This is a genomic window from Spirosoma foliorum (assembly GCF_014117325.1).
GTDB classification, from domain to species: Bacteria; Bacteroidota; Bacteroidia; order Cytophagales; family Spirosomataceae; genus Spirosoma; species Spirosoma foliorum.
Window position 1 is genome coordinate 1,941,727 of the sequence record NZ_CP059732.1, and the last position, 23,941, is coordinate 1,965,667.

At 47.5% G+C, this 23,941-nt stretch carries 19 protein-coding genes and 1 pseudogene; 4 read left to right on the forward strand and 16 right to left on the reverse strand.

What is annotated here, in order from left to right; translation table 11 throughout:
* Window positions 1-233 precede the first annotated feature (233 nt).
* Window positions 234-1,295, forward strand: a complete 1,062-nt coding sequence (locus tag H3H32_RS07820) for a glycoside hydrolase family protein (protein ID WP_182462170.1) — start codon at window positions 234-236, stop codon at window positions 1,293-1,295.
* 3 nt (window positions 1,296-1,298) lie between these two features.
* Entirely contained in the window at window positions 1,299-2,126 is an 828-nt protein-coding gene (locus H3H32_RS07825; protein WP_182462171.1) for an IolE/MocC family protein, read from the forward strand.
* A 341-nt stretch (window positions 2,127-2,467) separates the two neighbouring features.
* Here the strand turns inward: H3H32_RS07825 and H3H32_RS07830 are convergent, their stop codons facing one another.
* From H3H32_RS07830 to H3H32_RS07835, 3 genes are read right to left on the reverse strand one after another with little or no spacing between them, the layout of a single operon-like run.
* Entirely contained in the window at window positions 2,468-3,910 is a 1,443-nt protein-coding gene (locus H3H32_RS07830; RefSeq protein WP_182462172.1) for a family 43 glycosylhydrolase, read from the reverse strand.
* 33 nt (window positions 3,911-3,943) lie between these two features.
* Window positions 3,944-4,108, reverse strand: a complete 165-nt coding sequence (locus tag H3H32_RS37345; RefSeq protein ID WP_240543693.1) for a hypothetical protein — start codon at window positions 4,106-4,108, stop codon at window positions 3,944-3,946.
* A gap of 12 nt (window positions 4,109-4,120) precedes the next feature.
* Complete coding sequence (locus H3H32_RS07835; protein ID WP_240543694.1) at window positions 4,121-4,705, reverse strand: acetylxylan esterase; 585 nt, start codon at window positions 4,703-4,705, stop codon at window positions 4,121-4,123.
* 104 nt (window positions 4,706-4,809) lie between these two features.
* Here H3H32_RS07835 and H3H32_RS07840 point away from each other — a divergent pair, with 104 nt between their 5' ends.
* Window positions 4,810-5,634, forward strand: coding sequence for a transposase (locus H3H32_RS07840; protein WP_508614202.1), 825 nt, complete (start codon window positions 4,810-4,812; stop codon window positions 5,632-5,634).
* A gap of 684 nt (window positions 5,635-6,318) precedes the next feature.
* Here the strand turns inward: H3H32_RS07840 and H3H32_RS38400 are convergent.
* The 6 genes and pseudogenes from H3H32_RS38400 to H3H32_RS07865 all read right to left on the reverse strand — a co-directional run.
* Window positions 6,319-6,735 (reverse strand): annotated as a pseudogene (locus tag H3H32_RS38400) (transposase); the annotation flags it as partial.
* Window positions 6,736-6,787: 52 nt separating this feature from the next.
* Entirely contained in the window at window positions 6,788-7,333 is a 546-nt protein-coding gene (locus H3H32_RS37350; RefSeq protein ID WP_240543695.1) for a transposase, read from the reverse strand.
* Window positions 7,330-7,764: an IS110 family transposase gene (locus H3H32_RS37355; protein WP_240543696.1), complete on the reverse strand. Its 435-nt coding sequence runs from the start codon at window positions 7,762-7,764 to the stop codon at window positions 7,330-7,332. The genes H3H32_RS37350 and H3H32_RS37355 overlap by 4 nt, the downstream gene beginning before the upstream one ends.
* A gap of 389 nt (window positions 7,765-8,153) precedes the next feature.
* The gene (locus H3H32_RS07855) at window positions 8,154-8,597 is read right to left on the reverse strand and encodes a hypothetical protein (RefSeq protein WP_182462175.1); all 444 of its coding nucleotides are present in this window, start codon (window positions 8,595-8,597) and stop codon (window positions 8,154-8,156) included.
* Between the two features lie 42 nt (window positions 8,598-8,639).
* Window positions 8,640-9,413, reverse strand: coding sequence for a transposase (locus H3H32_RS07860; protein WP_182462176.1), 774 nt, complete (start codon window positions 9,411-9,413; stop codon window positions 8,640-8,642).
* 20 nt (window positions 9,414-9,433) lie between these two features.
* A complete protein-coding gene (locus H3H32_RS07865) occupies window positions 9,434-9,886 on the reverse strand; it encodes an IS110 family transposase (protein WP_182462177.1) in 453 nt (150 codons plus the stop codon).
* Between H3H32_RS07865 and H3H32_RS37795 the strand changes: the two genes are divergently transcribed.
* Complete coding sequence (locus tag H3H32_RS37795; RefSeq protein WP_256433003.1) at window positions 9,851-9,982, forward strand: hypothetical protein; 132 nt, start codon at window positions 9,851-9,853, stop codon at window positions 9,980-9,982. The genes H3H32_RS07865 and H3H32_RS37795 overlap by 36 nt on opposite strands.
* Before the next feature lie 392 nt (window positions 9,983-10,374).
* Here the strand turns inward: H3H32_RS37795 and H3H32_RS07870 are convergent, their stop codons facing one another.
* The 7 genes from H3H32_RS07870 to H3H32_RS07900 all read right to left on the reverse strand — a co-directional run bounded on the left by H3H32_RS07870 (window position 10,375) and on the right by H3H32_RS07900 (window position 23,932).
* Window positions 10,375-11,082: an RNA polymerase sigma factor gene (locus H3H32_RS07870; protein WP_182462178.1), complete on the reverse strand. Its 708-nt coding sequence runs from the start codon at window positions 11,080-11,082 to the stop codon at window positions 10,375-10,377.
* A gap of 151 nt (window positions 11,083-11,233) precedes the next feature.
* Entirely contained in the window at window positions 11,234-14,758 is a 3,525-nt protein-coding gene (locus tag H3H32_RS07875; RefSeq protein ID WP_182462179.1) for a SusC/RagA family TonB-linked outer membrane protein, read from the reverse strand.
* Between the two features lie 181 nt (window positions 14,759-14,939).
* Window positions 14,940-15,941: a FecR family protein gene (locus tag H3H32_RS07880; protein ID WP_182462180.1), complete on the reverse strand. Its 1,002-nt coding sequence runs from the start codon at window positions 15,939-15,941 to the stop codon at window positions 14,940-14,942.
* Between the two features lie 121 nt (window positions 15,942-16,062).
* Window positions 16,063-19,518 carry a ThuA domain-containing protein gene (locus tag H3H32_RS07885; protein ID WP_240543697.1) on the reverse strand — a complete coding sequence of 1,152 codons (3,456 nt, stop codon included), beginning with the start codon at window positions 19,516-19,518 and terminating at the stop codon, window positions 16,063-16,065.
* A gap of 38 nt (window positions 19,519-19,556) precedes the next feature.
* The gene (locus H3H32_RS07890) at window positions 19,557-20,327 is read right to left on the reverse strand and encodes a ThuA domain-containing protein (RefSeq protein WP_182462182.1); all 771 of its coding nucleotides are present in this window, start codon (window positions 20,325-20,327) and stop codon (window positions 19,557-19,559) included.
* Between the two features lie 131 nt (window positions 20,328-20,458).
* Window positions 20,459-22,132, reverse strand: a complete 1,674-nt coding sequence (locus tag H3H32_RS07895; protein WP_182462183.1) for a carboxylesterase/lipase family protein — start codon at window positions 22,130-22,132, stop codon at window positions 20,459-20,461.
* 57 nt (window positions 22,133-22,189) lie between these two features.
* A complete protein-coding gene (locus H3H32_RS07900; protein ID WP_182462184.1) occupies window positions 22,190-23,932 on the reverse strand; it encodes a RagB/SusD family nutrient uptake outer membrane protein in 1,743 nt (580 codons plus the stop codon).
* Window positions 23,933-23,941 lie beyond the last annotated feature (9 nt).

The window sequence follows — 23,941 nt, forward strand, 5'->3', positions numbered from 1 at the left end:
GCTTTTTGAAGCTTAAAACTTATTGGTGTCCGGTACGTTTTTTTTAAGTAATGATAGGTTGGTTGCGTAAATGTCCGACAGGTAATCTGTCGGACAATTTCTCCTGATTCCCATCAGACTGATCGAAAAAGGCATCAGGCAAAACATGCTATGTTAAAGAAACAACCTAAAAATCAGTAGGATATAGCAAGCAATTATGGAGCTTGTTGATCCTTATCACATGTCATACTAAAATGAAAAACCGCTTACCCATTTTGTGTTTATTCGTCTGTTTTTTAGGGTTACAAAATGCCTTTTCTCAAAATGAGCGCTACGTTGATGGAAGACCAGCGGCTCGTCATCGAGTTGATTGTAATGATCAGGGTATAGTGCTGCATTATGGCGATGGAAAGGACAGCTGCGATGTGTATGGAGCCAGAGAAGCTGTACTGAATAAAGTTGGTGACACGTATTATTTGTTTTATGACGGAGCCGGAAAAGACGGCTGGAAAGCCTGCCTGGCCACCAGCGCAGACCTGACAACATGGACGAAAAAAGGCGCTGTACTCGAACTTGGCGATTCGACAAAAAACGATGCCAAAAGCGCGTCATCGCCCTGGGTCATAAACAATAAAAATACCTGGCATATGTTTTATCTGGGTACTCCAAATGCAACCCCTGCCCCTGATCGGATTCCCTCTTTTCCATACCTTACTATGAAAGCCACATCCTCGTCGATTGAAGGTCCCTGGATAAAACAGTATGACCTGCAACCATTTACAACAAAGCCTAATACGTTCTACGCCTTAACGGCTAGTCCGGGATTTATTGTCAGGTATAAACAAGAGTTTTTACAGTTTTTCAGTGGCTCGGCTAATAAAAACAAGGTTGTGCAACGAACGATTGGTCTGGCAAGAACTAGGGATCTCAATAGTACCTGGAACATTATTGAGACGCCTGTTTTCCCGCAGGAGGAACAGATTGAAAACTCAAGTCTCTATTATGACAAGAGTCAAAAAATGTGGTATCTGTTCACCAATCACATTGGTATTACCAAAGAAGGGGTTGAGTTCACAGACGCGATTTGGGTATACTGGACAAAAGATATACTCCACTGGCAAAAAGATAATAAGGCCATTATTCTGGACAAACAAAACTGCAACTGGTCCAAAGGAGCTATCGGCATGCCCACGGTCGTTCAGGTCGGGAATCGGCTTGCCCTACTGTACGACGCAGCACCCGGCGAAAGTATAAGCCATATGAGACGGAATATTGGACTAGCCTGGATTTCATTGCCTATACAGATTCACAATTAACGTATGGATATTAAAATACTGAGTCCGCAGTGGGGTCATGAACACCTGCCAGTGGATGACTTTATCGATAAAATCGTTGAGGCTGGTTATGATGGCGTTGATACCTGGTTGCCAGCGGATCGGAAAACCAAAAGAACGTTTTTGAATAGCCTCGAAAAAAAAGGGCTTGTCTTTGTCGCTCATCAACATGAAGCAACGGGCAATACGTTTACCGAATTTCAGGCCAGTTTCAAAACAAACTTAAACGCCTGTGCCGAAGCATATCCGGTCCTCATCAATTCCCATACGGGTAGAGATTACTTTACGCCGGAACAAAATCTCATCCTTATCGATATTGCTGCGGAGATTTCGGATATAACGAATATTCCAATTGTACACGAGACCCATCGTGGCCGAATGGGCTATTCACCTCAGTCCACAGACTATTTATTTTCGAAGCGACCCGAGATGGAAATAACGGCTGATTTTTCGCACTGGGTATGTGTCACTGAAAGTATGTTAACTCATTTTAAACCTATTGTTAATGAGGCAATTTCCAGAACACGCCATGTTCATGCCCGCGTAGGTTTCGAGCAAGGGCCGCAGGTAACTGATCCCAGAGACCCGGTATGGGCGTATGCACTCAACCAGTTTTTAGCCTGGTGGGATGCAATCGTGGAAGTAAACACCCATAAACAAAGGGATGTATTGACATTCACGACGGAATTCGGTCCTTTCCCCTATATGCCACAGGTTCCTTTCACCAGTAAGCCAGTTGCCAGTCAATTTGACATCAACTGCTTCATGAAGAAATTGATCAGTAATAGATATATTACTGCAAGGACTACCTAGTACTTTACCAAACTAGATTCTATTGATTCTACCTTATAGATTAACTATTGATTATCAGCATAATACTGTCAATAGAATCCAACAGAATCAACAGGGTCTAGTTTGGTAAAGCACTAGTTTAGTAGCGTTTTAGATGAGAGCCAGGTTTTTATAGTTCGAAATTATTCTGGTAATATCTCGGGCAGAGAAGTGCTATTTCAGTAAATGGTATGCTCCGACCTCACTAGTTAGTAGAAAATATTCGTCTCCTTATCAGCGCCATGAACTCTCAACAATGAATGGAATGATGAAGTGGGTAATTCAATAGACGATCTTCACATCATCAACGGTCCAATGCCCTCTTAGGGAGCCCTAAAAGTCCACTTCGAATTATCGCTGTTAAAATCAAATTCTGCCAGGGATGGTGTGCTATCTCCAGAAGATACCAGCGCTAGCTTCCTCCCCGAATTTGGTACGAGCTTAGGCATGATTCGGTAAGTGCCATCCGTCAGTTGATCGATTCGCCATAACTGTTCAGGTGAACCGGTAAAGGCCGGTACGGTAATTACTTCGGCACTGGCAGTGGCCGCTAAAGCCCGGTCGGTTCCGGCCAGTACAATTTTATAATAGGGCCCACCTAAATACCCGGTGGTATCTGGCGCATCGGTAATTGTCCATTGTTGATGAGGCCGGGACATGTAATCGCCGATTCGCAGGTTAATAGTTCCTGTCGGCCAGTTTTTCATCACATCGGCTAACTGCTGAGCCGGAACGGGCTTTATGGGGTCATTGTTGGGCTGGCCAAATCCGCGTGGTCCAACGGCCATTCGTGTAAAATCAACGGCCAATTCTAAGCTGTATCCTCTTCGTACGGATTCAATTTCATACGTGCCTTCTTTAAACTTTTCTCCGGCAACCGGCCAGCCATCTTTCCAGACTACGGGAAGGATGCCTAATACGCTTCGACCACCCTGCTCCAGATCAGCTTCATAATGGATGGACATTTTTTCCACCCCTTTCTCCAGCATGATGTGGCCAAAATGACCAGGGCCTATTAATCCACCACGGGTAGCCACCACCAGCTTACCACCACCCTGCAACATGCTTCTACCTACATTGTCGAGGTAAGGGCCGGTTATTTTCTTTGAACGACCCACCACCACATTGTAGGTCGAGTTAGCACCATCGCAGCAACTGCCATGCGTAGCCAGCAGGTAATACCAACCATCGCGATACACTAATGTGCTGGCTTCACAAACGATGGCTACATCGACGGGTTTATTGCCTGGCTTAAGTCCTCCGGTTTTGGGATCTAATTCGATCAGGCGAGTAAAGCCAAAATAGGTGCCGTAGGTGAGCCAAAGGCGTCCAGTAGTCGGATCGAGCATCACACCGGGGTCAATGGCGTCGTTCTCTTCATAGCCATCTGACGTAGCCACGACAATCGGTTCCGAATACTTAAAATTAGGTAACTTGGGGTCTAATGTCTTGTTCCACATGGTCAGAATAGCGCCTTTGTGGTTAGGTGAACCACCGGTTGCGCCATAAATCACCAGGTAACGATCCCCAAGTTTGATGACATCCGGAGCCGCTCCACCACCCGGTCGCACTCCGCCACCATACCAGGTCCAGCCATCGTTGGAAATTAATCCCCCTCCGCCCGTGCCGAATGTGTAATACTTGCCGTCGCATTCGGTGACGGTTGAGGGATCATGGATAAAGGGTCTTCCGACCTGAGCGAGTACCGTCTGAGTTATTAATAAGGCGAATAAGGTTGTCAGGATAGATACATTCATTCTTTTCATGTAAGAGCTTGTTTGGCGTAAACAGACGGCTACTTAATCTTGGTAACGAATACTGAGATTTGTTACGGGCAATCCTTTTTCATCTAAAAAACGCATACAGAAATTAGCCATGCCCGGTCCGTTTATGACGGCCCCACGGATGATGTTCTTTCCCTTTTTCAGCGTTAAACGGGCCGAGGTGCCATTATCGGCAATCATATCGCGGTCACCCTACAGCAACAAGGCTTCCTGCCCATTCAACCACCACATGCTACCGGAATTACAGCCAGCCGCCAGCCTGACATTTTGGATTTCTTCCGGGCAATCGATAACCGTGACCAGCCAGACAAGGATTCCGAATTTTGGCTGGTTAAGAGCGTAGGTAAAATGGTATAAATTAAAATTGAATGCCTTGCTGTCTAGTGCATACCACTTCAGTGTCTGATTGCCTACGTTTACCGTTTCCCCATTGCGTGGGACGACCGTGTAATCGGCAGAAAAATTATCGGTTGAAAAGGCTGTTCGGAGGTAGTTGTCTGTAAAAATATTATTCCGGACAATATCTTTCTTTACCGGTTCCAGTACCAGCCAGCGTTGAATAAACCCTTGTGCATCTGGTGCTTTTTGGGCCGCAGAGGCTGTCGTGAAGTGTTTGGAAAGAGTATGGGTTGTATCGCCTTTGATAGGGATAGGAGGCAGGGGTATTCGTTGCCCCGGACCTGGGCCCTGTGCAAAAGCAGTAAAGCCACTTAGTTGTAATCCTAATAAAACGATAAACGATATAAACGGCAATACGTAATTGTATTTTCTGTTCATAGCCTATTCCATTTGTAATAAGTATTGTTTCTACTTAAAGCAGAACTTGTTACCTTCTACTGGACATTTCATGTTTCTCAAATAAGCTTTCCCTACTCGGTAAGGTGGTACCAACCACTAATTTTTACCACAGATTGACGCAAGATCTTAATCTGTCATTCCTCTATGAACTGGTGGCTCCCTATTACGGCAAGTGCGGCCATGAATCGATTGATCCCGTGCTGTTTTTCAAGCTGATGCTGGTCGAGCATCTGGAAAATCTTTCCTCGGATCGGGCCCTTGGTCGCCATTGCCAGCTGCGGTTGGACATCTTGTTTTTTCTAGATCACGCCCTGGATCAGCCCATGCCTTGGCACAGCACCCTCTCACGAACTCGCCACCGCTTACCCGACAGAGTATTTGATGAATGCTTTCAATATAGTCTTAAACAGTGTGCTCAGACAGGCTTAGTTGATGGGCAAATCCAGGCCATTGATTCGGCTTATATGGAAGCCAATGCCTCCCTGGATACACTGGAGGCCAAAAAGATAGCAAACTGGACTCTGGAAGTTAACCACGAAGTTCCTCAGCCAGCCCCACAGAAAGTATCGTTTGTGAAGGCTGATCAATATGTTAATCCCAAGCGGGTGGCCCGTAATAATCGAACCCATCAAAGCCTAACCGATCCGCAGGCTCGGCTAGCCACCAAACCCGGCAAGCCCTTTCGCTTATTTTATTCGGCTAGTATGGTAGTTGATACCGCTCAACATGTAATTACCCATATTCAGGCTGATGCGGCTGATGAAAAAGACTCACGCTATTTACTGACCTTAGTAGACCAGGCCACGGCTCACTTACGAACCTTAGGTTTACCACTTCAGTGCCGATGCGGTTTGGCTCAGGTAATAACTACGCTGGGTTGGAAAGCCGGAATATTGAGGGCTTTGTAGCCCTTTTTGGGCAATACACCCCCATTCGGGAACCCTTCACGTACGACCCCAAAGAGGATGTGTACCGGTGTTCGTATGGAGCGGTTAAAGAACTATGGGCTTCGGATGATGGGCGGTTATGGCAATTACTATTATTTCTCCAAATTCAGTGAGTGCAAAGACTGTCCCATCAAAGTGAAATGCTGTGGGAAGAAACAGCGCAAACGGTTGGTGTTTACAATGTATCGCAACCACTACGAACGCATGTAGAAGCGGTTGAGTAGTGCCCGAGGTAGACGCCTGAAAAAGTTACGCAGGTCGACGGTTGAACCTGTAACGGTTCGCCGTCGTGGTTGGTAGTTTATTGAACTACTTTGGCAGGCGTCGTTCCAATGCCCGTGGTCAATCGGCGGCCCACAAACGGATGTTAATGGCAGCTATGGCTTACAACCCAAAGAAATGGTTAGTGAAAAAAGATTGGCCCCAAGCTGCTACCCAGGTACTGGCTCTCCATCCAGAGAATCTTTTTGTCTCTTTCAAGTTGGGGCTATGGAAGCGATTTGAGTTGTGCAACAACCACGCTTGTATTCTTGAACGATATAAGCCGCTTTACCACATTAGGATTGTGGCGGGATAGTACCCCAAAGCAGACCTTCTTTGGCGCTTCTTAACTTGAGCGATAGAAATCGCTGGCGGCTCAGCCTTCACTTCGACTGCTGTGGTTTGGCTGATGCCTTTAATGGAAGTCACCCGCTCAAAAAGATGCTTGAGTTCAGGGTCGCCTTCAACAACGCCCGCGATTGATTTATCAGTCGCTTTTAAATCTGCTTTGAGAGCTTTAAGTGAATGAATACAAGCCTGCTGATTGGCTTTTCGATCTTCTTTATTGACAAATCTTTCCGTATTGGTGAGCGGAGTTTTTAACAACTTGATGGCCTTTGTCAACCGAGCCCGCTGGGTAGTGAGCCGATCTAACTGACTGATAACCTGCCGTGGTAGCACCTATAACCTCGCATCTTCGCGGTTTTTGTAAGTAAATAAAGCGATTCGCTTCGAATCGAGTTTATCCGTTTTACCCCAGCATAAACCTAAGCTATCTTTTATATGAGCGGCTCGTTCGACCGCTCAGGCGGCCCTGCAACATTTCTATTTGAGTCGGACCGATTTCTATGATTCAGGCAACAGTTGGGGTATAAAAATCTTTATATTTTTCCTTCCGCTGTACACAGGCAAAAACACGATGAATCAGCTTGTTGCAGATGTTGTTGATGACTAACATCTCATTCTTGCCTTCAGCGGTTTTTCGTACATAATACGCTTTTAGCTCCTCAGTGTGCTGGATGGCCGACATGGCCCCGTTATGTAAGAGTGCTTTTAAGGGTTTATTGGCTTTATTGCTGGTTTTCGCTTTGCCTTTGTATTGGCTAGAGGAGTACACAAAAGGCACAACACCAGCGTGACAAGCTAGCTTTTTTGGATCTGTAATGTCTTTAAACTCATTCGTAATAATAAGCAGCTCGGTAGCGATAGCTGGGCCAACACCTTTGACTGACTCTACATACGCGTAAAGTTCTTTTAAATAAGGGTCATTCTGAATAGTGCTTTCAATGTCTAGTTTAATTTGCTTAATGTCTTTATCAAGAGCATCCAGTGTCTTCTGACAGGATTTTTTAGCTTCGTGATGCGCTTTCTTAGCGATGAACCCGTCTGAATCGGTCAAAGGAGATTGGAGCCGCATCGGCGGTCCGAATTTTGCGGACTTTTACCAAGCGGCTGCGGATGGCCGTCAACCGATGGCAGCGGCCAACCGTCCAGTTGTTGAATGACCTCTCGCTTAGGTGTCCATAGACGAGCTTCCTCGCGATTTTTGTAGGCATACAAAGCGATTCGTTGGGCATCGACCTTGTCATTTTTGCCGCGAATCATCCCCAAACTTTCTTTAATATGGATGGGGTGTTCTACCCAGACACCCGCTTTGCTTGCTTGTAAAAAGCTAATAATGTGGTTGTTATATATTTCAGTATGCTCCATGCAATACAGGCAATTGACAAAGCTAGCCTCTGGGCATTGCTGCTTTAAGTGTTTAATAAAGCTTTCAATGCCGTTCTGATCATTCGATGACTGGAAATGAAACAGCAACTTATTAGCCACTACAAGGGCCTAGTCCAGGGTGGCTTTGGAGATGTCAATGCCAATAAAAAACGTAAAATTTTCCATACTTTTGAATGAGTTAATACTAATACTCAGGCCAGTAAACTGTCACACACTCGATACCTTGCTCATGGGTCTTTAGCCCGAATTTCTATGGCTCCGGCCACCCGGTTGAGTCCTGTGTTTCAGTAATCCAGTGGGGTCCTGAATCGATCGGCACCGGCCGCCCGGCATGAGTCGCCAACTCAGCCGAAGACGGTAGGGCTTCTCCACTGGCACTGGTGTACTCTCATTTTGAGAGCATTCCAAAGTAGGGCATTCTTGAAATATTTACAGGGGACAAATCTAAAGGCCGAAGCGGCCAGCCTTCCAACTGCCGAATGTGCAGCTTAGGATAATTCATGAGCATGAATCGAATGGCTTGCTAACGGACCGGGCCACAGCGGCTTTTTTTCGATATCAACGCCTAACTCCTGCTCCGCGACTTTAATTAAGGTCGAATAGTACAAGGCTTTGAATTTAGCCACTTCTAATTCTTGTTCGAGGGCATAAACTTTGGCTCGCAATTCATGTTGGTCCTCACTCTGTAATGGGGCACGACGGGCAGTCTTTTTATTTTGAACGGGCGGCAGATTGGGTAGTTCAGCGCCTGTTTCTCGGTTTGTTTCAGCCTCTTTCTCTACCTTATCTACCCAATGCCGAACCGCCTTACGGTTGACTTCGAACTGGACAGCGGCTTGGTCCAGATTGAGCTTGCCAAGATGAATTTGCTCCACCGTTTGGCGCATGGTGAGTTCATTCTGCTGCGTGGGTGATAGATTGAGTTGATCCATAAGTTAGCCAGTTTGTGGTCAACTTTTCTATACAACAATTCTCTAAGATATTGATATTGAATGTGTTGAAAATAAGCTCATTAACTCGTTCCGACTTAAATCGTGAGCCGCTAAACGCCGTTGCACTTGCCGTATGCCAGCTTTTTTGTTTTTTTGAGCCGTGTCTTTAGCCTGAGTTTTCTTGTAAGGCTCCCTTTTGGTAATCATGTTCCAACTAATCATCGCTAGTTTTCGGGCGGTAGCGGTGATAGCTGCGACTCGCCCTTTCTTATAGGCAATCCGTTTGAAGAAGGGACTCAGTTCATGATTGGCCTGATTGCCAATCGAGTTAGCCGCCTGCCGTAAGGCCGTAGCGATATAGGATTTGCCGGCGGGTGTGCGATGACTAAGGATACGCCCACCGCTGATTTTATTATTGGGCACTAACCGCATCCAACTGGCAAAGCTTTTGGCGCTGGCAAACTTATGGATATCCTTGCCCAAGGTAGTTAATAGACAAAGAACTGTATTGTGACTGATACCCGATATGGCAAACAGATCGGTTTGAAAATAAGTCAGCGCAAGCTGGGAGACGTTGAATGCAGGCATATTCTTGCTACTCTTCTTCTTGTTTTCTGACGGTATTTTTTCAACTGGTTTCGAAACGGACTCCGCAGGCACATTACGAGGTAGAGCCTCTACGATGACCCTGTCACACTCCAGGAGGGATTTCTGGTAGAACTTATAAAAGCCCAGGGACGCTTGCAATTCAAACAATTGCTTTTGCCGCCACCAACCCTGAAGAGATTGGGCAATTTCCTCTTTAGACTTTTTCATGCGAATATCTACCAAGGAGGCTAACTCATGCGGATCGCGGTTCCAGCCAGAATCGCTTCGATAATGGCCAGGCCGGATTTGCCCGTGATGTCGCGAATGGCAACGTCCAGACGACTATTCATCAGCCGAAGTGCTTTCTGTATTTTGTGGATATAAGCAGCTTGCTGCTCAATCAGGTGATGGCGATGATAATAGTAAGTACGAAGTTCCTGGAGCGTATCACTCAGCAAAAAACTACCGGACAGTAACCCCAGGGAGTGGAATCGTTGAATCCACAGACAATTAATGACATCCGTTTTACGGCCCTGTACATTTTTAGTCTGGCTACCGCTCACTAAGAGTACGTCAAAGCCAGCTTCTTGTAATGCATTAAAAAGTGGTTGCCAGTAACTGCCCGTGCTTTCCATAGCTACAGAAGTAATCTCATACTGCCGCAAATGGTCAATGAGCTGTTGGTGATCCTGGGTATACACCCCAAAGGATCGGACGTTTTCCTTGTTCTGATCAATGGCTACCTAATGTTCGCGGGAGCCGATATCGATGCCAGCGACATGCGGATTGACGATTGATAAGACTGCGGTTGGCTTTCCCATCATTTTGGCTGATTAACATCATAAACTGACTTCAGGAAATGGATGGGTGAATCAGGATTTTTTATACGGGATTCTCGGGAAGAGATCACCAGTGAATTCAACAAGTGCCTCTTGAGGAGGCCTTATCCATTCCAGCCCAGATTCCAGGAAGGACTGATACGTACCAATAAAAGTTAATGGGTTTATTTCTGACGTCTTAACAAGATAAGCAAAAGGCACAAATCTCCCTACTCCTGTTGTGCTGGGTATTCAATTGTAGCCGCACAATCATTCGATTTCAGGACGAGTCAAGTATTAGATAACCTTTAATTAGACAAGACCGGCCGCAACCCATCCTGATACGATTCGTAAATTATGGTGAAGTGATTTTAGTTGATAAACTCAGTAAATAGAGTAGAAAACGTGAGACAGCAGAATGTCCAAACGGCTTCCCAACCCGAGCAAAGCTGCCGGAGATTATTCAGCGCTTTGTAGAGGAGCTTATATACCGAGGGCGAAGTCAACTGCATCACTTCGGCGATTTCTTCGGTTGACAGAGAACTGTAATACTTCAGGAAGATAATTTCGCGCTGACGGGGTGGCAGTTGGTTGATAAAACGGGCTAAACTCTCTGTAATCGAGTCATCGGTTTGCGTAGCAATGAGTTGTTCTTCAACGGAAAGCTCACTGTCTTCGTCGGGTGTAGCGTCCGAAAATTGGCGTTGCTTCGTGATGCGCCGGATTAGCTCTCGACGTAGGGCCACAATGAAATACGCTTTGGGGGACGTAACGGTTGGCAATTTTGCCGCACTGTCCCAGACCTGAACAAATAAATCCTGCACCGTGTCTTTGACCAATTCTTTATCGGGAACCAGGCGATAGCCGTAGTTATGCAGCATTTTGCCATAACGCTGGTAGAAACATGATAAAGCTTCTGCATTACTCCTCTGTAATAATAGCCATTGCCGTTGGTCAACGGTATTCGTGTCAAGTTCTAAAGGGGATAGCCCACTATTTGAAAGAATAGTCGATTGATTATCAATAGGAAAACCAGCTTTCTCCTCAGGAGAATTAGTTGGAAATTTATAACTTTCCATATCAACTAAAACCAAGTATTCTCAACAATTGACAATGGTCTTTAAGGTCAAATCAGGCAGGAATTGCAACGTAGATTTCTTGCACTAAAGTACGGATTTATTGCACAATATTTCAATAAAACGAACAAAAGCTAGGCAAGGGATTGTACCGCTAAAAGCCAAAACTCAAGCCTACATTATAGCCCCGAGTGACTGGATAGTTCCCCACATCAATCCCGAATGTAGCATCAGCCAGGCCACCAACGGCGGGGTCTAATCCGCTGTATGTAGTAATGGTAAACAAATTCGTCGCTGATACCGAGATTCGTAACCGATTCATTTTTAGTCGATTCAATAACACATTCGAAAAACTATAACCTAAATTTAGATACTGCATCCGACCGTAGGACCCATGTTCAATATAGTACGAATTAGGTTGCGTGTTCGTACTGAAATTGGTTGCACTCTCGAAAATAGGCACGTTTGTATTGGTATGCGTAGGCAACCACGAATCCTTCACCCGCTCACTTATTGCAGCTCCTGTGAACGAGGGGTAGAAGTCAGTAAACCACCGTTGGTTGTTGAAAATCTGGTTTCCCAATGAGACATATAGATTGGAGCTCAAGTCGAAGCCTTTGTACTTTATTCCCAGTGTAATACTGCCCGTGAACTTAGGGATGGGGCTGCCCAAAAACGTCCGATCATTGTCGTCAATTTTATTGTCGCCATTCAAATCGGCGAAGCGAAAACGGCCAGGAGCGGCTCCTAACTGCGTCGCAGCTGATGCCACTTCTTCCTTGCTGTTGAATAGGCCAACTACTTGATAACCATAGAACGATGATAAGGCATGACCCGGCTCATTACGTACTACCGGCCCACCAATGCGCGTACCACCGCCCGTGAAATACGGTACCAACGGCGCAATGGCCGTAATCTGGTTGCTTAGGAAGCTGCCGATTCCGGTCACTTCATAACTCAAATCGCCAACAAGTTTCCCCCGGGTGGTAAGCAGTAAATCAATCCCCTGATTGCGCATACTCGCTACATTCAGGAACGGTGCATTGGCTCGAACGCCCACCACGCTTGGTAAGGCCAATTGGTAGAGTAAATCTTTGGTATCTTTCCGCCAGATGTCGATCATTACCTCCAGGCGATTATTGAAAAACGAACCATCTATCCCGATGTTGGATGTAATGCTCGTCTCCCATTTGGCATCTGGATTACCATATTGACTTGGATAGTAACCCGATTCGATGGAATTATTTGTCGCTCCCAGATCGTAACCATTGGCCGTGTTGGTAGAAAATAAATTGAACTGGTTAGTTGAACTGAGGTAGTTGGAGTTACCCATCAAGCCATAACCACCCCGAATTTTTAGATCCGAAATCCAGGACAGTTTCTTCATGAATTCCTCAGCAGAAATGCGCCAAGCTACAGAAACCGCTGGAAATACGCCATACCGATTGGCGGGGCCGAATTGGGACGATCCATCCCGACGTACCACCGCCGTAGCAATATACTTATCGTTATAGGTGTATTTGGCCTGCCCAAATATCGAGTAAAAGTTGTTGCCTTTTCCGTACGTGCTGGACACCTGACGCGTTGCACCGGGCGTTGTGGTGTTCAGTGTTACGTAGTTAGGGTCGGTGGAGAACGGATTAATACCCGAACCTGCGATACCCCGTCCATTACCCGTGTTGAGTGCTTCCAGCCCCGCCAGCACACTCAGATCGTGTTTGCCGAACGTTTGCTTATACTGCGCTGTGTTGGTAAAGGTCCAGGCCAGCCCTACATTGGATGCCTCCGAATAGGTGTAGTTCGCGATATTTTCGGAGTTTTCGTAAGTAGATCGAACGTATGAATTGGCGTAGTTCGTGTAGTATGACCCTCCCAGACTACTCTTCAGTGTTACAGCAGGAATGGGGTCGTACGCTACGTAAATGTTCCCCAAAATAGTCACCGTATGATTCAAATTATTGGCCTGTCCATCCCGACTGGCTACAGGATTTCGGGGATTGCTGAACCCCGGAGCGGCTGTGCCCGCATACCCTCCGAACGCATTATAGACAGGAATAATGGGCGCCATCCGAAACGATGACAGAATGTCGTTCTCATCCGAAGCAACGCTTGAATTATTGTTGGTACTATTGCCAAGAGCATTCCCCGTTGTGCCCTGCAAGCCCGTCGCCGATACGTAGGCCACCTGGATATTCTCGCCAAACCGAAGTTTTTTGCTGAGGTCAAATTCGGTGTTGGCGCGAAAGCTATAGCGCGAAAAATCATTGTTACGAACGATACCCGCCTGTCGCTGCATACCCAGACTTAGGTAGTACCGACTAGTCTCGGTTCCCCCCGAAAATCCCAGCGTGTGCCGCGTCATGGGTGCCACCCGGGTAATGGCTTTATACCAAACAGTTCCCTGCTTATTAGCGGGAATGACGTTATAGATCGCCCTATTGGCCGAATTAACGTTGTAATTAGTCTGTTCAGCAGCTATGTCAATGGATCCAATAACGCCTGGTATCTTGCCAACTAGCAGATAATCAGGTAATACGGGCGTTTGGCCCGAACCATACTGACCATTGGCGATACTGGTGAAACTATCTGGCCCTACTGTGCCTCCCGTTTGAAAGATGTCATTCCGGCGCGCCTGCCAGGTCCAGTCGGCCTGTTCCTGAGGAGTCAGAATCGGAAGCCCTTTTCCTGGATCCGTTACCCCATACAAGCCGTCGTAGCTAATGCTCAGTTTCTGGGCCTTGCGCTGACCTTTTTTCGTAGTCAGGACAATTACCCCCGCGGCCGCCCGAGCCCCGTAGATGGAAGCCGACGCGGCATCTTTTAAAACGGTGGTGGTTTCAAGGTCATTGGGATTCAGAAACTGAATACTCTGGGTAGGCACCCCATCGACAATATAAAGCGGTTGATTCCCGCCAAAGGAGCCAAACCCCCGCACCCGGATCTGGCTGGATGTTCCGGGCTGCCCGTTGGTAATAACCGTAACGCCCGCCACGCGCCCCTGAAGTTGCTGTTCGACATTTGCCGAAGGAACTAGTTGAAGTTGGGCTGGTTTGACCGTCGAAACAGCGCCCGTTACATCCCGACGATTTTCCGTCGAGTAACCTGTGATCACGATCTCGTTTAATAGTTTCGTATCCTCCGCCAGCTGTACATTAATTGTTGTGTTTTCGAAAAAAGGATACTCCTGTGTAGTATAACCGATGTAGGAAAAAACCAATGTTCCAGCACGTTCTTGAACGGATAAATTATATGTACCATTGAGCGAAGCTGTGGTGCCAGATGTGGTGTTTTTGAGTACAACGGTAACACCGGGCAATGCCTCTCCAGTTGTGGTTACTACTTTGCCGGTGAGTTGAAAAGTAGGCTGTTTTTCGTCGGGCAACGCTGATTTAGTGGACTTGGTAGCGGAGAGGCTGGTTGAGTATTTCTGGGCGGAAGCAGTTTCGCGAATCGGTTCTTGGTAAAGAATATAGGTGTGTTTTGTCCGTTGAAATTTTATGTTGAACGGTGATAGCAATCGGGTTAGAATCCGGTCTAAATTTCTTGGCAAGTTGGTCAATACGTCCGACGAGATAAATTTATTCGCCAGCAAATCGGTATCGTAGTTGAAAATAACGTGATGGCGAAGCGCTAATTCATTTAGGATCTGACCCAAATTTGCTTTTGCCGATGCGGTCATCACAGACGGTGGAAGTGAGCCTCTTTTTTTTGAAGGCAGTTGCTGGCCATATGTATCAGTTTGGCCGTTACCTATAAGCCCAAGCAATAGAAGTCCCGCAAAAAAAAGCGTTCTCAATCTAATTTTTCTGAGGGTAAATGGGCTCATGCTCAAGTTCAGCAAACGGATAAAAAACAAGTCGTTAATCTATCAGATAGCCTCCTTTTGTTGCTCTTGCACGCACATTGTAGATTGTTTGAAGCTGATTATAGAAGGTCTGAATGGAGTCTGTGCCAACCGAGCCTGTAAATCGTTTCCGAAGCAGTTCCGGCCGACTAACCGTGGTGCGAATACCGTAACTATCCTCTAATTTCTGAAAGACGTTATTTAGTGTTTCTCCGTTAAAAATCAACGTATTGTTCAGCCAGGCCGTGTAGATACGTGGGTCTGCCTTTTCTTTCGTCAGATAATTGGTCTTGGGTAATAAAGTAGCTTTTTCGCCGGGCACCAAAATCATATGCTGATCGGTACGGCTGCGTTCATTCAACTGCACTTTGCCTTCCGCCAGCATCACTTCCGTTTTACCCCGCCGGTCGTTCACGTTAAAAACGGTTCCCACTACGTTTATGTCCAGACGGGCTGTTTTGACTGTAAACTTCACCAGCTCATTTTGTTGCCGTTGTTTCCTGACTTGAAAAAAAGCTTCGCCCGTTAGCTTTACCTCCCGATTCGACCAACTCCGTTTGTATTCCATGCATGAATTGCCGTTCAACGTGACCAGTGAGCTATCTGGCAGGACCACCGTATGCATCTTGCCGAATGCAGTTGAATAAAAAACGGGTTGCTGATACCACCAGAAGCCTGCACCTACCATAATTAAGACCGCTACCGATGCGGCAATGGCATACCAGCGTCGCCAGAGGGGAATCACAATGCCCATCGGATGCTCCAGAACGTCGGGGGCGATCCGCTGCTGAATAAGCTTCCAGTTCTGCTGTAACTCATCGTCAGAAAATACGTCAGGTTGAGCTGATAACTGCCTGATAATCTGAGCGGCTTCTTCTATCTCTGCCTGTTTGTAGGGATGTTTCTGCACCCACTCGAGCCAGAATGAATTAGAGGCTTGTGTAGGATTGGTTACCCAGGCGATAAAGGCATCGTCGGTAATAAAGTCTTGTGTGGAAAATAGCTCGTACGAGCGCATATACTGTAGTAGTTATATCTAGTCTTAAAGTACAGAGCCGTCCAGAAATTACCCCTTTATCCTGAAACTTTACTGAATTGTCAGACTCAGTAAACTTGCTTTGAGTGTAGCTAGAGAGACCTCATTCCTCAAACCGGATATTGGTTAATTTGAGAATTTCGTCGTTTGGTTTGGTTGGTTTGATGGCGAAAAAATACACGTCATGACGACCAGAAACCGGTTTGTTGAGCTGCCCCCTTACCGTTTTTAACGTATCCCAGCCCCTCGTCGGTCCATAGCCTGTTGTACTAATAATTGGGCCCGCCTGCGAATCAATACGTACCTCAATTTCTCCCGTCTGATTAGCCGATGCGTACTCATACAGAAAGGCTTTAATCCCGGATAAGTCAATGCTTTTTAACAAGATATAAGACTTATGCCCACCTGGCGACAGGTTATCCCGGAAGCGGGGAAAACCAACGTGGGCGTCTGCGTAGGCGGGTTTCACGTTCGCATTTCGTAGCGTTACTACGTCTGTACCGGTGAGTGGCCCAACTACTTTACCGCCCTTATCCGCGTAGGAAGCTATGATTGTGTACTGCCCTTTTACGTCATCTTTCGAATGATCTTTTAGCGATAAGGAACCTTGGATTGGCAAGAGTGTCTGGCTTTTTTGCTTGTCGGTCAGGGAGAAAATATAGCGCACCATTTCCTGTGCATCCTGCACCGAAAGCTGCGGGTGCGCACTCATCACATGCTCGGTTCCCCACGCACCACCACCACCATTTATAATCTTGGTGCCTAATTGTTCAACAGTTCCAACCTGCTCTTTGTACTTATGCGCAATCGCCAGAAACGACGGCCCCACTGACACCTTATCGACTGTATGACAAGCCTTACAATCGCTACCCGCTATCAGCGTTTTGCCCAGCGAATTCGTTTCAGCAGCGAGCATTGGCGTGTTAGGAGACGTAATGCCCGGTGCGCTCGGCTGGGGATTGTAGGCGTAAACGACTTTAACTCGTTTGGGATCTACTGCTACATCCTCTTTGTCTTTCACTTTTACAGCATATGTAAACGGCTTGTTCTCCCAGAAAAAGGATTTGTTGCCCGCGCTCGTAATGGCCACCGTTGGCCGGGTGTTTCCTACTTTCACCGTTACCGTATCAGCACCAACTAATCCAGCATGATCGGTTGCCTTTAGAATGACCTTGTAAACGCCCGGCTTTTTGTAGGTGTATGTAGCAGTCGGGGTTGTAGCGCCTACAGTTTTGCCATCGAACAGCCATTGATACGTCACCTGATCATCGTCGTCAAGATCGTGTGAACCCTGGCTTTTGAACGTCACCCGTAATGGAGCCTGCCCGTCGGCTTCACGTAAAATGGGATAGTTACGTCGCTCCGACGTCAGGAAGACCATTTTATCGACTCGTGCTTCAGTCGCAGAATCTGCGATGCTTGCCTGAGCAACGGGTGCCCGATTGCCGGTATTGTACTCGATTTTCACTAGTCGAGCATCTTCATTATCAGCGCCATAGATCGAGCCGTATTCCAGCATATACATCACACCATCAGGTCCAAACGCCAGATCAATAGGACGCCGAAAATCGCCGTTGGTAGCCATAAACGATTCACTACGTACATAATTCTCTTTCTCGTCGAATCGCAGCGCCATCACCCAGTTGCGCATCCAGTCAAATACAAATAAAGCGCCGTCGTAATAATCCGGGAATTTGTTCGTCGACGTAGTATTTTTGTTGAAGGTGTAAAACGCCCCCGCCATTGCGCTCCGTCCGCCCACACCCAATTCGGGAAACTCCTCCGATGCCGCGTATGGATACCAGATCATGGCGGGAATGGCGGGTGGCAATTGATTTAGGCCGGTGTTGTTCGGCGAGTTGTTGACGGGTGCCGCCGGGTCGAATTTGGGGCCAGCGGTTTTTGTTGCAAAATCCCATTTCGCATACGCAAAGTTGTTGCCCATGAAGTAAGGCCAGCCGAAATTGCCTGCTTTCCTGGCCTGATTAAACTCATCGTAGCCACGGGGCCCCTGAAGGCCATCTTTACCTGCATCCGGCCCAATTTCACCCCAGTATAAGACCGATGTTTTCGGGTTTACCGCAATTCGATACGGGTTGCGACAGCCCATAATGTAGATTTCTGGTAAAGTTTTATCAGTTCCTTTCGGGAATAAATTACCGTCAGGAATGGTATAAGTGCCGTCTGTCTCGGGATGAATTCGCAGTATTTTTCCTTTAAAATCGTTTGTGTTGCCCGCCGAGCGTTGCGAATCCAGACTGTAAAATTCCTTGCCTGATCGTTCATCCAATGGAGAATATCCATCGGATGGAAAGGGGGCGGAACTGTCGCCGGTAGACAGAAAAAGATTACCGTCTTTATCCCAGGCCAGCGATCCGCCGTGGTGCGACCCGCTAGTTTTCTGTACCGGTACTTTCAGCATTACTTTCTCTGATCCCAAATCCAACGTATTGTCAGGATTCATGGTGAATCGTGAAAGTTGAAAAGCCAGTGTCTCCTCAGTCAGGCCAGCGGGGGCATAGTACACATAAAGATTACGATTTTGGGCGAATTCTGGATCGAGCGCCAGACCTATCAAACCCGTGCCGCCCATGTTCGTGATCGGGAATTTGTGGATCAACATTTTCGTTCCAGTGCGCGGATCAAAGACCGACAGGTTGCCGAACAGTTCTGTAAAAAATACCCGACCATCGGGCGCAATCGCCAGTTCCATTGGTGAATTCAAATCATTGACCAGCACTGTTTTTACGAAGCGGTTTTGTTCGGGCGTCACTTTGGCGTAGGCTTTCCTATAGTTAAGCGGTTTACCATCACCAATGGCGTACTTAATGCCGCCCAGCAAATGGCTCAGAAATAACGGCTCACTAAAACTCTCGTCGGTATGGCCTCCACCAGTGTAAAAGGCTCGTCCACCATCGAACTCGTGATACCAACTAATGTGATGATTCGAGCCATTGGTACCGCCCTCATAAGTACTTTCGTCCAGATCGGCCAACACGTTTATACCTGAATAGAATGATCGGTAGTTATACCACTCGTCGGTACGTTCCCATTGATCGGGCAGCATTTTCGTTGCCGGATGGTTTTTTTGGGTCACATCAACGGTTGCTTTTCGTACATTAGGATTGTGCGGATGACTGGAAAAATGAGCGCCCATTAATTTACCATACCACGGCCAGTCGTATTCCGTATCGGCTGCCGCGTGAATACCGACATAACCGCCACCCGCCTGGATGTATCGTTCGAATGCCGCTTGTTGCTTACCATTCAAAACATTGCCTGTCGTACTGTTGAAGATAACGGCCGCGTATTGTTTCAGGTTTTCGTCGGTAAATAAGGCCGCATTTGTCGTGGTATCAACCGAAAAACCATTTACGTTTCCCAGCCTCTGAATCGCGGCAATAGCGAATGGAATGGAGGTGTGTTTCCAGCCTTTGGTTTTCGAAAATACCAGTATACGGGGCGCATTAGCAGACTGTCTGACTGTCATTCCCGAATAGAGCAGGAACGTAGCGCCCATCAACCCTATAAAATAAAGTCTTGCCTTTATTAATGTCATCTTGAAATAAGTTGGAATCATCTAGCCCGATTGTTCACTCAGGGCACTTGAGCTGTTTTAGCTTTCGTATAATCCAGGGGTTCATTCTTGCCAATACTGTATTGTATACCCGCCAGAATATGTTGCTGAAATAAGGGATCACGGTAGGCTTCGCTGAGGTGGCCCAGCGCGGTATAAAACGACCGGCCACCATCGAATTTGTGCTTCCAGGCAAGCGGGTGATACACGCCTTCGGTGCCGCCCTGATACGTACTTTCATCGGCTGTCAGCAGTACATGTACGTCGGTCATGCGTTTTTTGAAATTGTACCATTCATCTTTGCGCTTCCACCGTTTAGGTAGTTGACGTGTTGATGGGTCATTCACATCGGCGACCTGCACAACGCCATCCACCGGATCAGGCGGGTGATTTACGAAAACGGCACCGGTCAACTGGCCAAACCACTCCCAATCTTTCTCCGAGGCCGATGCCGAGTGAATACCTACATAGCCGCCACCCGCCTGAATATACCGCTCAAAAGCTGCTTGTTGGGCTGGATTCAGTACGTCGCCGGTTGTGCTAAGCCAGATAATGGCTGCGTACTTTTTCAGAGTGTTGTCGGTGAAAAAATCTGCATTTTTTGTTGTGTCTACGGCGAACCCATGCTGCTGTCCCATTTGTATAATGGCCGCTATACCATCGGGAATTGACTCATGATAGTAACGTAGCGTTTTGCTGAAAATCAGAACTTTAGGTTTGCCGGATTGGGCGAAACTCAGCATTGAAATGCCTAGTAAAAAGGCCAAAAGAAAGGGCAATATTTTTTTCATATTTTATTCGTTTCAGGTCATTGACAAGGCAAATCTGTATGCCGTTCGTGGCAATACCCCCAATCTCCTGAAGGGGGCTCATCAGCCGGAGGTTTTAGCCCCCTTCAGGAGATTGGGGGTATTGCCACGAACTAAACGCTTCTTTTATAGTAAAGAGGCTCCAGCATTTTCCGTGCTTCGCCGTCAGGGTCGTTCCGTACTTCACTGGTTTTGTTGAAGACCATCATCGCGCCTTTGTCGGGCGTAAAGGTGGGCCAATTGGGGAGTCCTTTATGATTCGGATTGCCGGTTCGGGCGAAATTTATCCAGGCCTGACTCATTTTGTTAGCCAACTCCCGAGCTTCGTCTCCTCCGCCAGTCATCGTTTCGCAACGGTCGGTATTCGCAAATACAAACGGGATTTCGCTGCAATGGAATGAGCGGGGGCGGCCGTCCAACACGGGCGTCTGCCAGGAAAAAAGGTAGAGATAAACAGGGGCGGCATTTTGGGCTGCTTTCCGTTCGGCTTGTAGGTAGGCCATTGGATTATACGGAGCTACGTAGGAAAGCAGTTCAACGGGCTTCGCTTTTGGGTGAACCTTACGTAACACCTCATAAATCTGGATGCTCTTGTCGCCAAAGCGCTCAGCCAGTTTCTTTTTCACCCCATCATCATCGATTGATTCCATACCGGGGTTGTTAATACTGGCCGAGGCTTCATTGCGGTTTGTCCCGATGATCATCGGGATATTCGCTGAATAGGCTGGAACGGCAGGCTCAAACGGATGGGCAGGCAACACAGTGCCATCCACAACCGGTTGCCACCCCGCCCGACCAACGCCTGGCGGTATTGTGGTTCCCATTTTCTTCTCGGCAGCCATTCCCGCTTCCGTTATGCGCGCAAAAGGGAGTTTATGAATATCAGCAATGTTCGACCGGTTGAGTTTCAGATCATTCAACACATGCTCAGCGAGTTGGGCCGCGTAGGTATGCGTTGCCACCTGAACCGTTGAGCTACTTTCCGAAATGCCTTTATGAAACAAACCTTTTGCTGACGGCATTGCCATGAGCGTCGTTACTTTGGCCGCTCCACCCGACTGCCCGAAAATCGTTACATTGCCCGCATCGCCCCCAAACTGAGCAATGTTGTCGCGTACCCATTCGAGGGCCGCCACCAAATCAAGCATACCCACGTTCCCCGATTGAGCGTACTGGCTGCCGTAATCAGACATATCCAGAAACCCGAAAACGTTAAGCCGGTGGTTGATCGAGACAACAACGACATCACCGAATCGACTTAGATTTTCGCCGTCGTAAGAAGGGTGTTCCTGACTGGAGCCGGAGAAAAAAGCCCCCCCGTGCATCCAGAATAGAACCGGCCGTTTCTTTCCATCGTTAACGCCCGGCGACCAGACATTCAATCGTAGGCAGTCTTCGCCCTGCAAGCCGTCGTTCCACTGATATAGAAATGCGTACTCTTCCGAACTCCAGCCGCCATTTGGTTTCTGGGGACAGACCGGCCCGTAAATGAGTGAGTTACGAACGCCCGTCCAGGGAGCGAGTTTGGCGGGCGGCATAAAACGAGCCTCTTCTGCGGTGGTTGCTGCGTACGGAATTCCCTTAAAATTGACAATGCCATTATGCGTATAGCCGCGCACTTTCCCCGCCGTTGTTTCCACCACTGCATTCGATTCCGAAGCGACAACGCTGTCTTTCCGATTGAAACCTGTGGGCTTGGCAACGACTTCTAACGGAATGGGGGAGACGCCAAAAGTGGTAGCACCAAGGCTAAGCTTTTGAAGGAATTCTCTACGGTTATTACTCATGGTTATATTCGTTTGATGTGATGTCAGTTTCTCAAAACTGACATCACACATTACTTATCAATAGCCCGGATTTTGCGTCAGAACGCTTTTGCCCTGATAATCAATTTGAGTTTGCGGGATTGGGATATATTCGTCTCGACCTGGGGTGTATTTGCCACCACTATAAGCAACTGGTAACTTCTTTGATTCGTAGGCCAGGAATGCATTTAACACAGTAGAAGCCGTTCCCCAACGAACCAGATCAAAGAAGCGGTGACCTTCGCCCGAAAGTTCAAGTTTGCGCTCAAATTGAACCGCCGTTCGGGCCGCGACTTTATCAGTCCAAGGCGTTGTGTAGTTGGCAATTACGTAGTTCGCGGCATTCTTACCATCAGGCATCTTTACCCACGTATCAGCGTTGGCGGCCCGCGTCCGAATCATGTTGACGTACTTGCGAGCCGTTTCCAGACTTCCTATTTCAATTTCGCACTCAGCTGCCATCAGCAGTACGTCGGCAAAGCGGATGATGTTGTAATTGATGGCCGAATACGCATCGGTTGACGTACTAGCATCAGTCAGGATTTTGTCCTGCGATTTGTAGTAGATAAACTTTTTGGGCGAATAGGGCCCAGCGAAACTCTGGTCGCGAATCCAGGCAAAGCCAGGATGAATCGACCAATCCAGATACGGAATACCCCGACGACCAACCGACCAATCCAGCCGGGGATCAACTGGGCCCGCATCAGGCGTAAATGGCTGATTTGAGAGAATTCCCTGATCCGTTTTCAACTGGTTTGCATCCGAATTGTAGGAACCATCCAACAAAGGAAGGCCAGTGCCATCCACCCGAAACGAGTTCGCTAATTCAAAGCTGGGTGGGAAATAGCCGCAGCAACCCGCCGGACCACTCGAGCCCGTGTTGTATGGGAAATTATTGGCTAGGTCAGTGGCGGCATTATCCGAACTACCTGTATTGGCCGCATTCTGAATGGCAAAAATCGACTCAGCGTTGGTTTCTTTGGCCGCGTTAAAAATATCGGTATAGTTCGCTACGAGACCATATTTCATTCCGCCTGATGTAACGCCGTTGGCAATCACCTGATCGAAAAGCGCTTTGGCCTCTGTATATTTCTTTTGATACAGGTAGGTTTTCGCCAGATAAGCCATAGCTGCCCACTTGTTCGCCCGACCGACCAGCGTTTGGGTTTCAGGCAGATTATCGACTGCATATTTGAAATCGGCTTCGATTTTAGGCCATATTTCAACGTTGTTCGGCACTTTTTCGGCACCCGTTCCGTAGCCCACCGATTCATCTACATAGGGCACAAGATTGAAACTCCGTTTGAGATCGAAGTAATAGTGAGCACGCAGAAAACGGGCTTCAGCCGATATCCGCTGTTTGTCGGTCGCCGTTACATCGACACTAGCCGATGGAAGCGCACGTAGCACCGCATTTGCCCGGCTGATTCCTTCAAACATGGCACTCCATTTCTGGCCAATGTCAAAAAGGCTGGGATATAACTGATACGTCATCCAAGGAACGAGGTCGCCGTAATCGCCTGAATTTGAGCCCTTATTGGCTTCTCCTCCCGATATACTTCCTCGCAGCCAGTTAAAGGAACTGGTTACCCGCCGGAAGCCGCGCCCGTTCAACTGGGCATATGACGACACCAGAATGCCCTCAATACCCGCCTTGGATGTTAACTGGTCGCTGGATAATTGGCCGGTGGGCGCCACCTCCAGAAACTTATCCTGGCAGGCAGAAGTCGACAACATCAGCGTTGCGGTCACTATGATTAATTTACTGGTAAGATTTTTCATGTTGCAGTT

Excerpts from the sequence above, each read along its gene's own strand:
- H3H32_RS07880 (WP_182462180.1), bottom strand. The coding sequence starts at position 15,941 with ATGCGCTCGTACGAGCTATTTTCCACACAAGACTTTATTACCGACGAT.
- H3H32_RS07820 (WP_182462170.1), top strand. The coding sequence starts at position 234 with ATGAAAAACCGCTTACCCATTTTGTGTTTATTCGTCTGTTTTTTAGGG.
- H3H32_RS07830 (WP_182462172.1), bottom strand. The coding sequence starts at position 3,910 with ATGAAAAGAATGAATGTATCTATCCTGACAACCTTATTCGCCTTATTA.
- H3H32_RS07885 (WP_240543697.1), bottom strand. The coding sequence starts at position 19,518 with ATGACATTAATAAAGGCAAGACTTTATTTTATAGGGTTGATGGGCGCT.
- H3H32_RS07860 (WP_182462176.1), bottom strand. The coding sequence starts at position 9,413 with ATGAAAAAGTCTAAAGAGGAAATTGCCCAATCTCTTCAGGGTTGGTGG.
- H3H32_RS07900 (WP_182462184.1), bottom strand. The coding sequence starts at position 23,932 with ATGAAAAATCTTACCAGTAAATTAATCATAGTGACCGCAACGCTGATG.
- H3H32_RS37795 (WP_256433003.1), top strand. The coding sequence starts at position 9,851 with ATGGTCAATGAGCTGTTGGTGATCCTGGGTATACACCCCAAAGGATCG.
- H3H32_RS07890 (WP_182462182.1), bottom strand. The coding sequence starts at position 20,327 with ATGAAAAAAATATTGCCCTTTCTTTTGGCCTTTTTACTAGGCATTTCA.
- H3H32_RS07870 (WP_182462178.1), bottom strand. The coding sequence starts at position 11,082 with ATGGAAAGTTATAAATTTCCAACTAATTCTCCTGAGGAGAAAGCTGGT.
- H3H32_RS07835 (WP_240543694.1), bottom strand. The coding sequence starts at position 4,705 with ATGAACAGAAAATACAATTACGTATTGCCGTTTATATCGTTTATCGTT.
- H3H32_RS07895 (WP_182462183.1), bottom strand. The coding sequence starts at position 22,132 with ATGAGTAATAACCGTAGAGAATTCCTTCAAAAGCTTAGCCTTGGTGCT.
- H3H32_RS07855 (WP_182462175.1), bottom strand. The coding sequence starts at position 8,597 with ATGGATCAACTCAATCTATCACCCACGCAGCAGAATGAACTCACCATG.
- H3H32_RS37345 (WP_240543693.1), bottom strand. The coding sequence starts at position 4,108 with ATGATTGCCGATAATGGCACCTCGGCCCGTTTAACGCTGAAAAAGGGA.
- H3H32_RS07825 (WP_182462171.1), top strand. The coding sequence starts at position 1,299 with ATGGATATTAAAATACTGAGTCCGCAGTGGGGTCATGAACACCTGCCA.
- H3H32_RS07875 (WP_182462179.1), bottom strand. The coding sequence starts at position 14,758 with ATGACCGCATCGGCAAAAGCAAATTTGGGTCAGATCCTAAATGAATTA.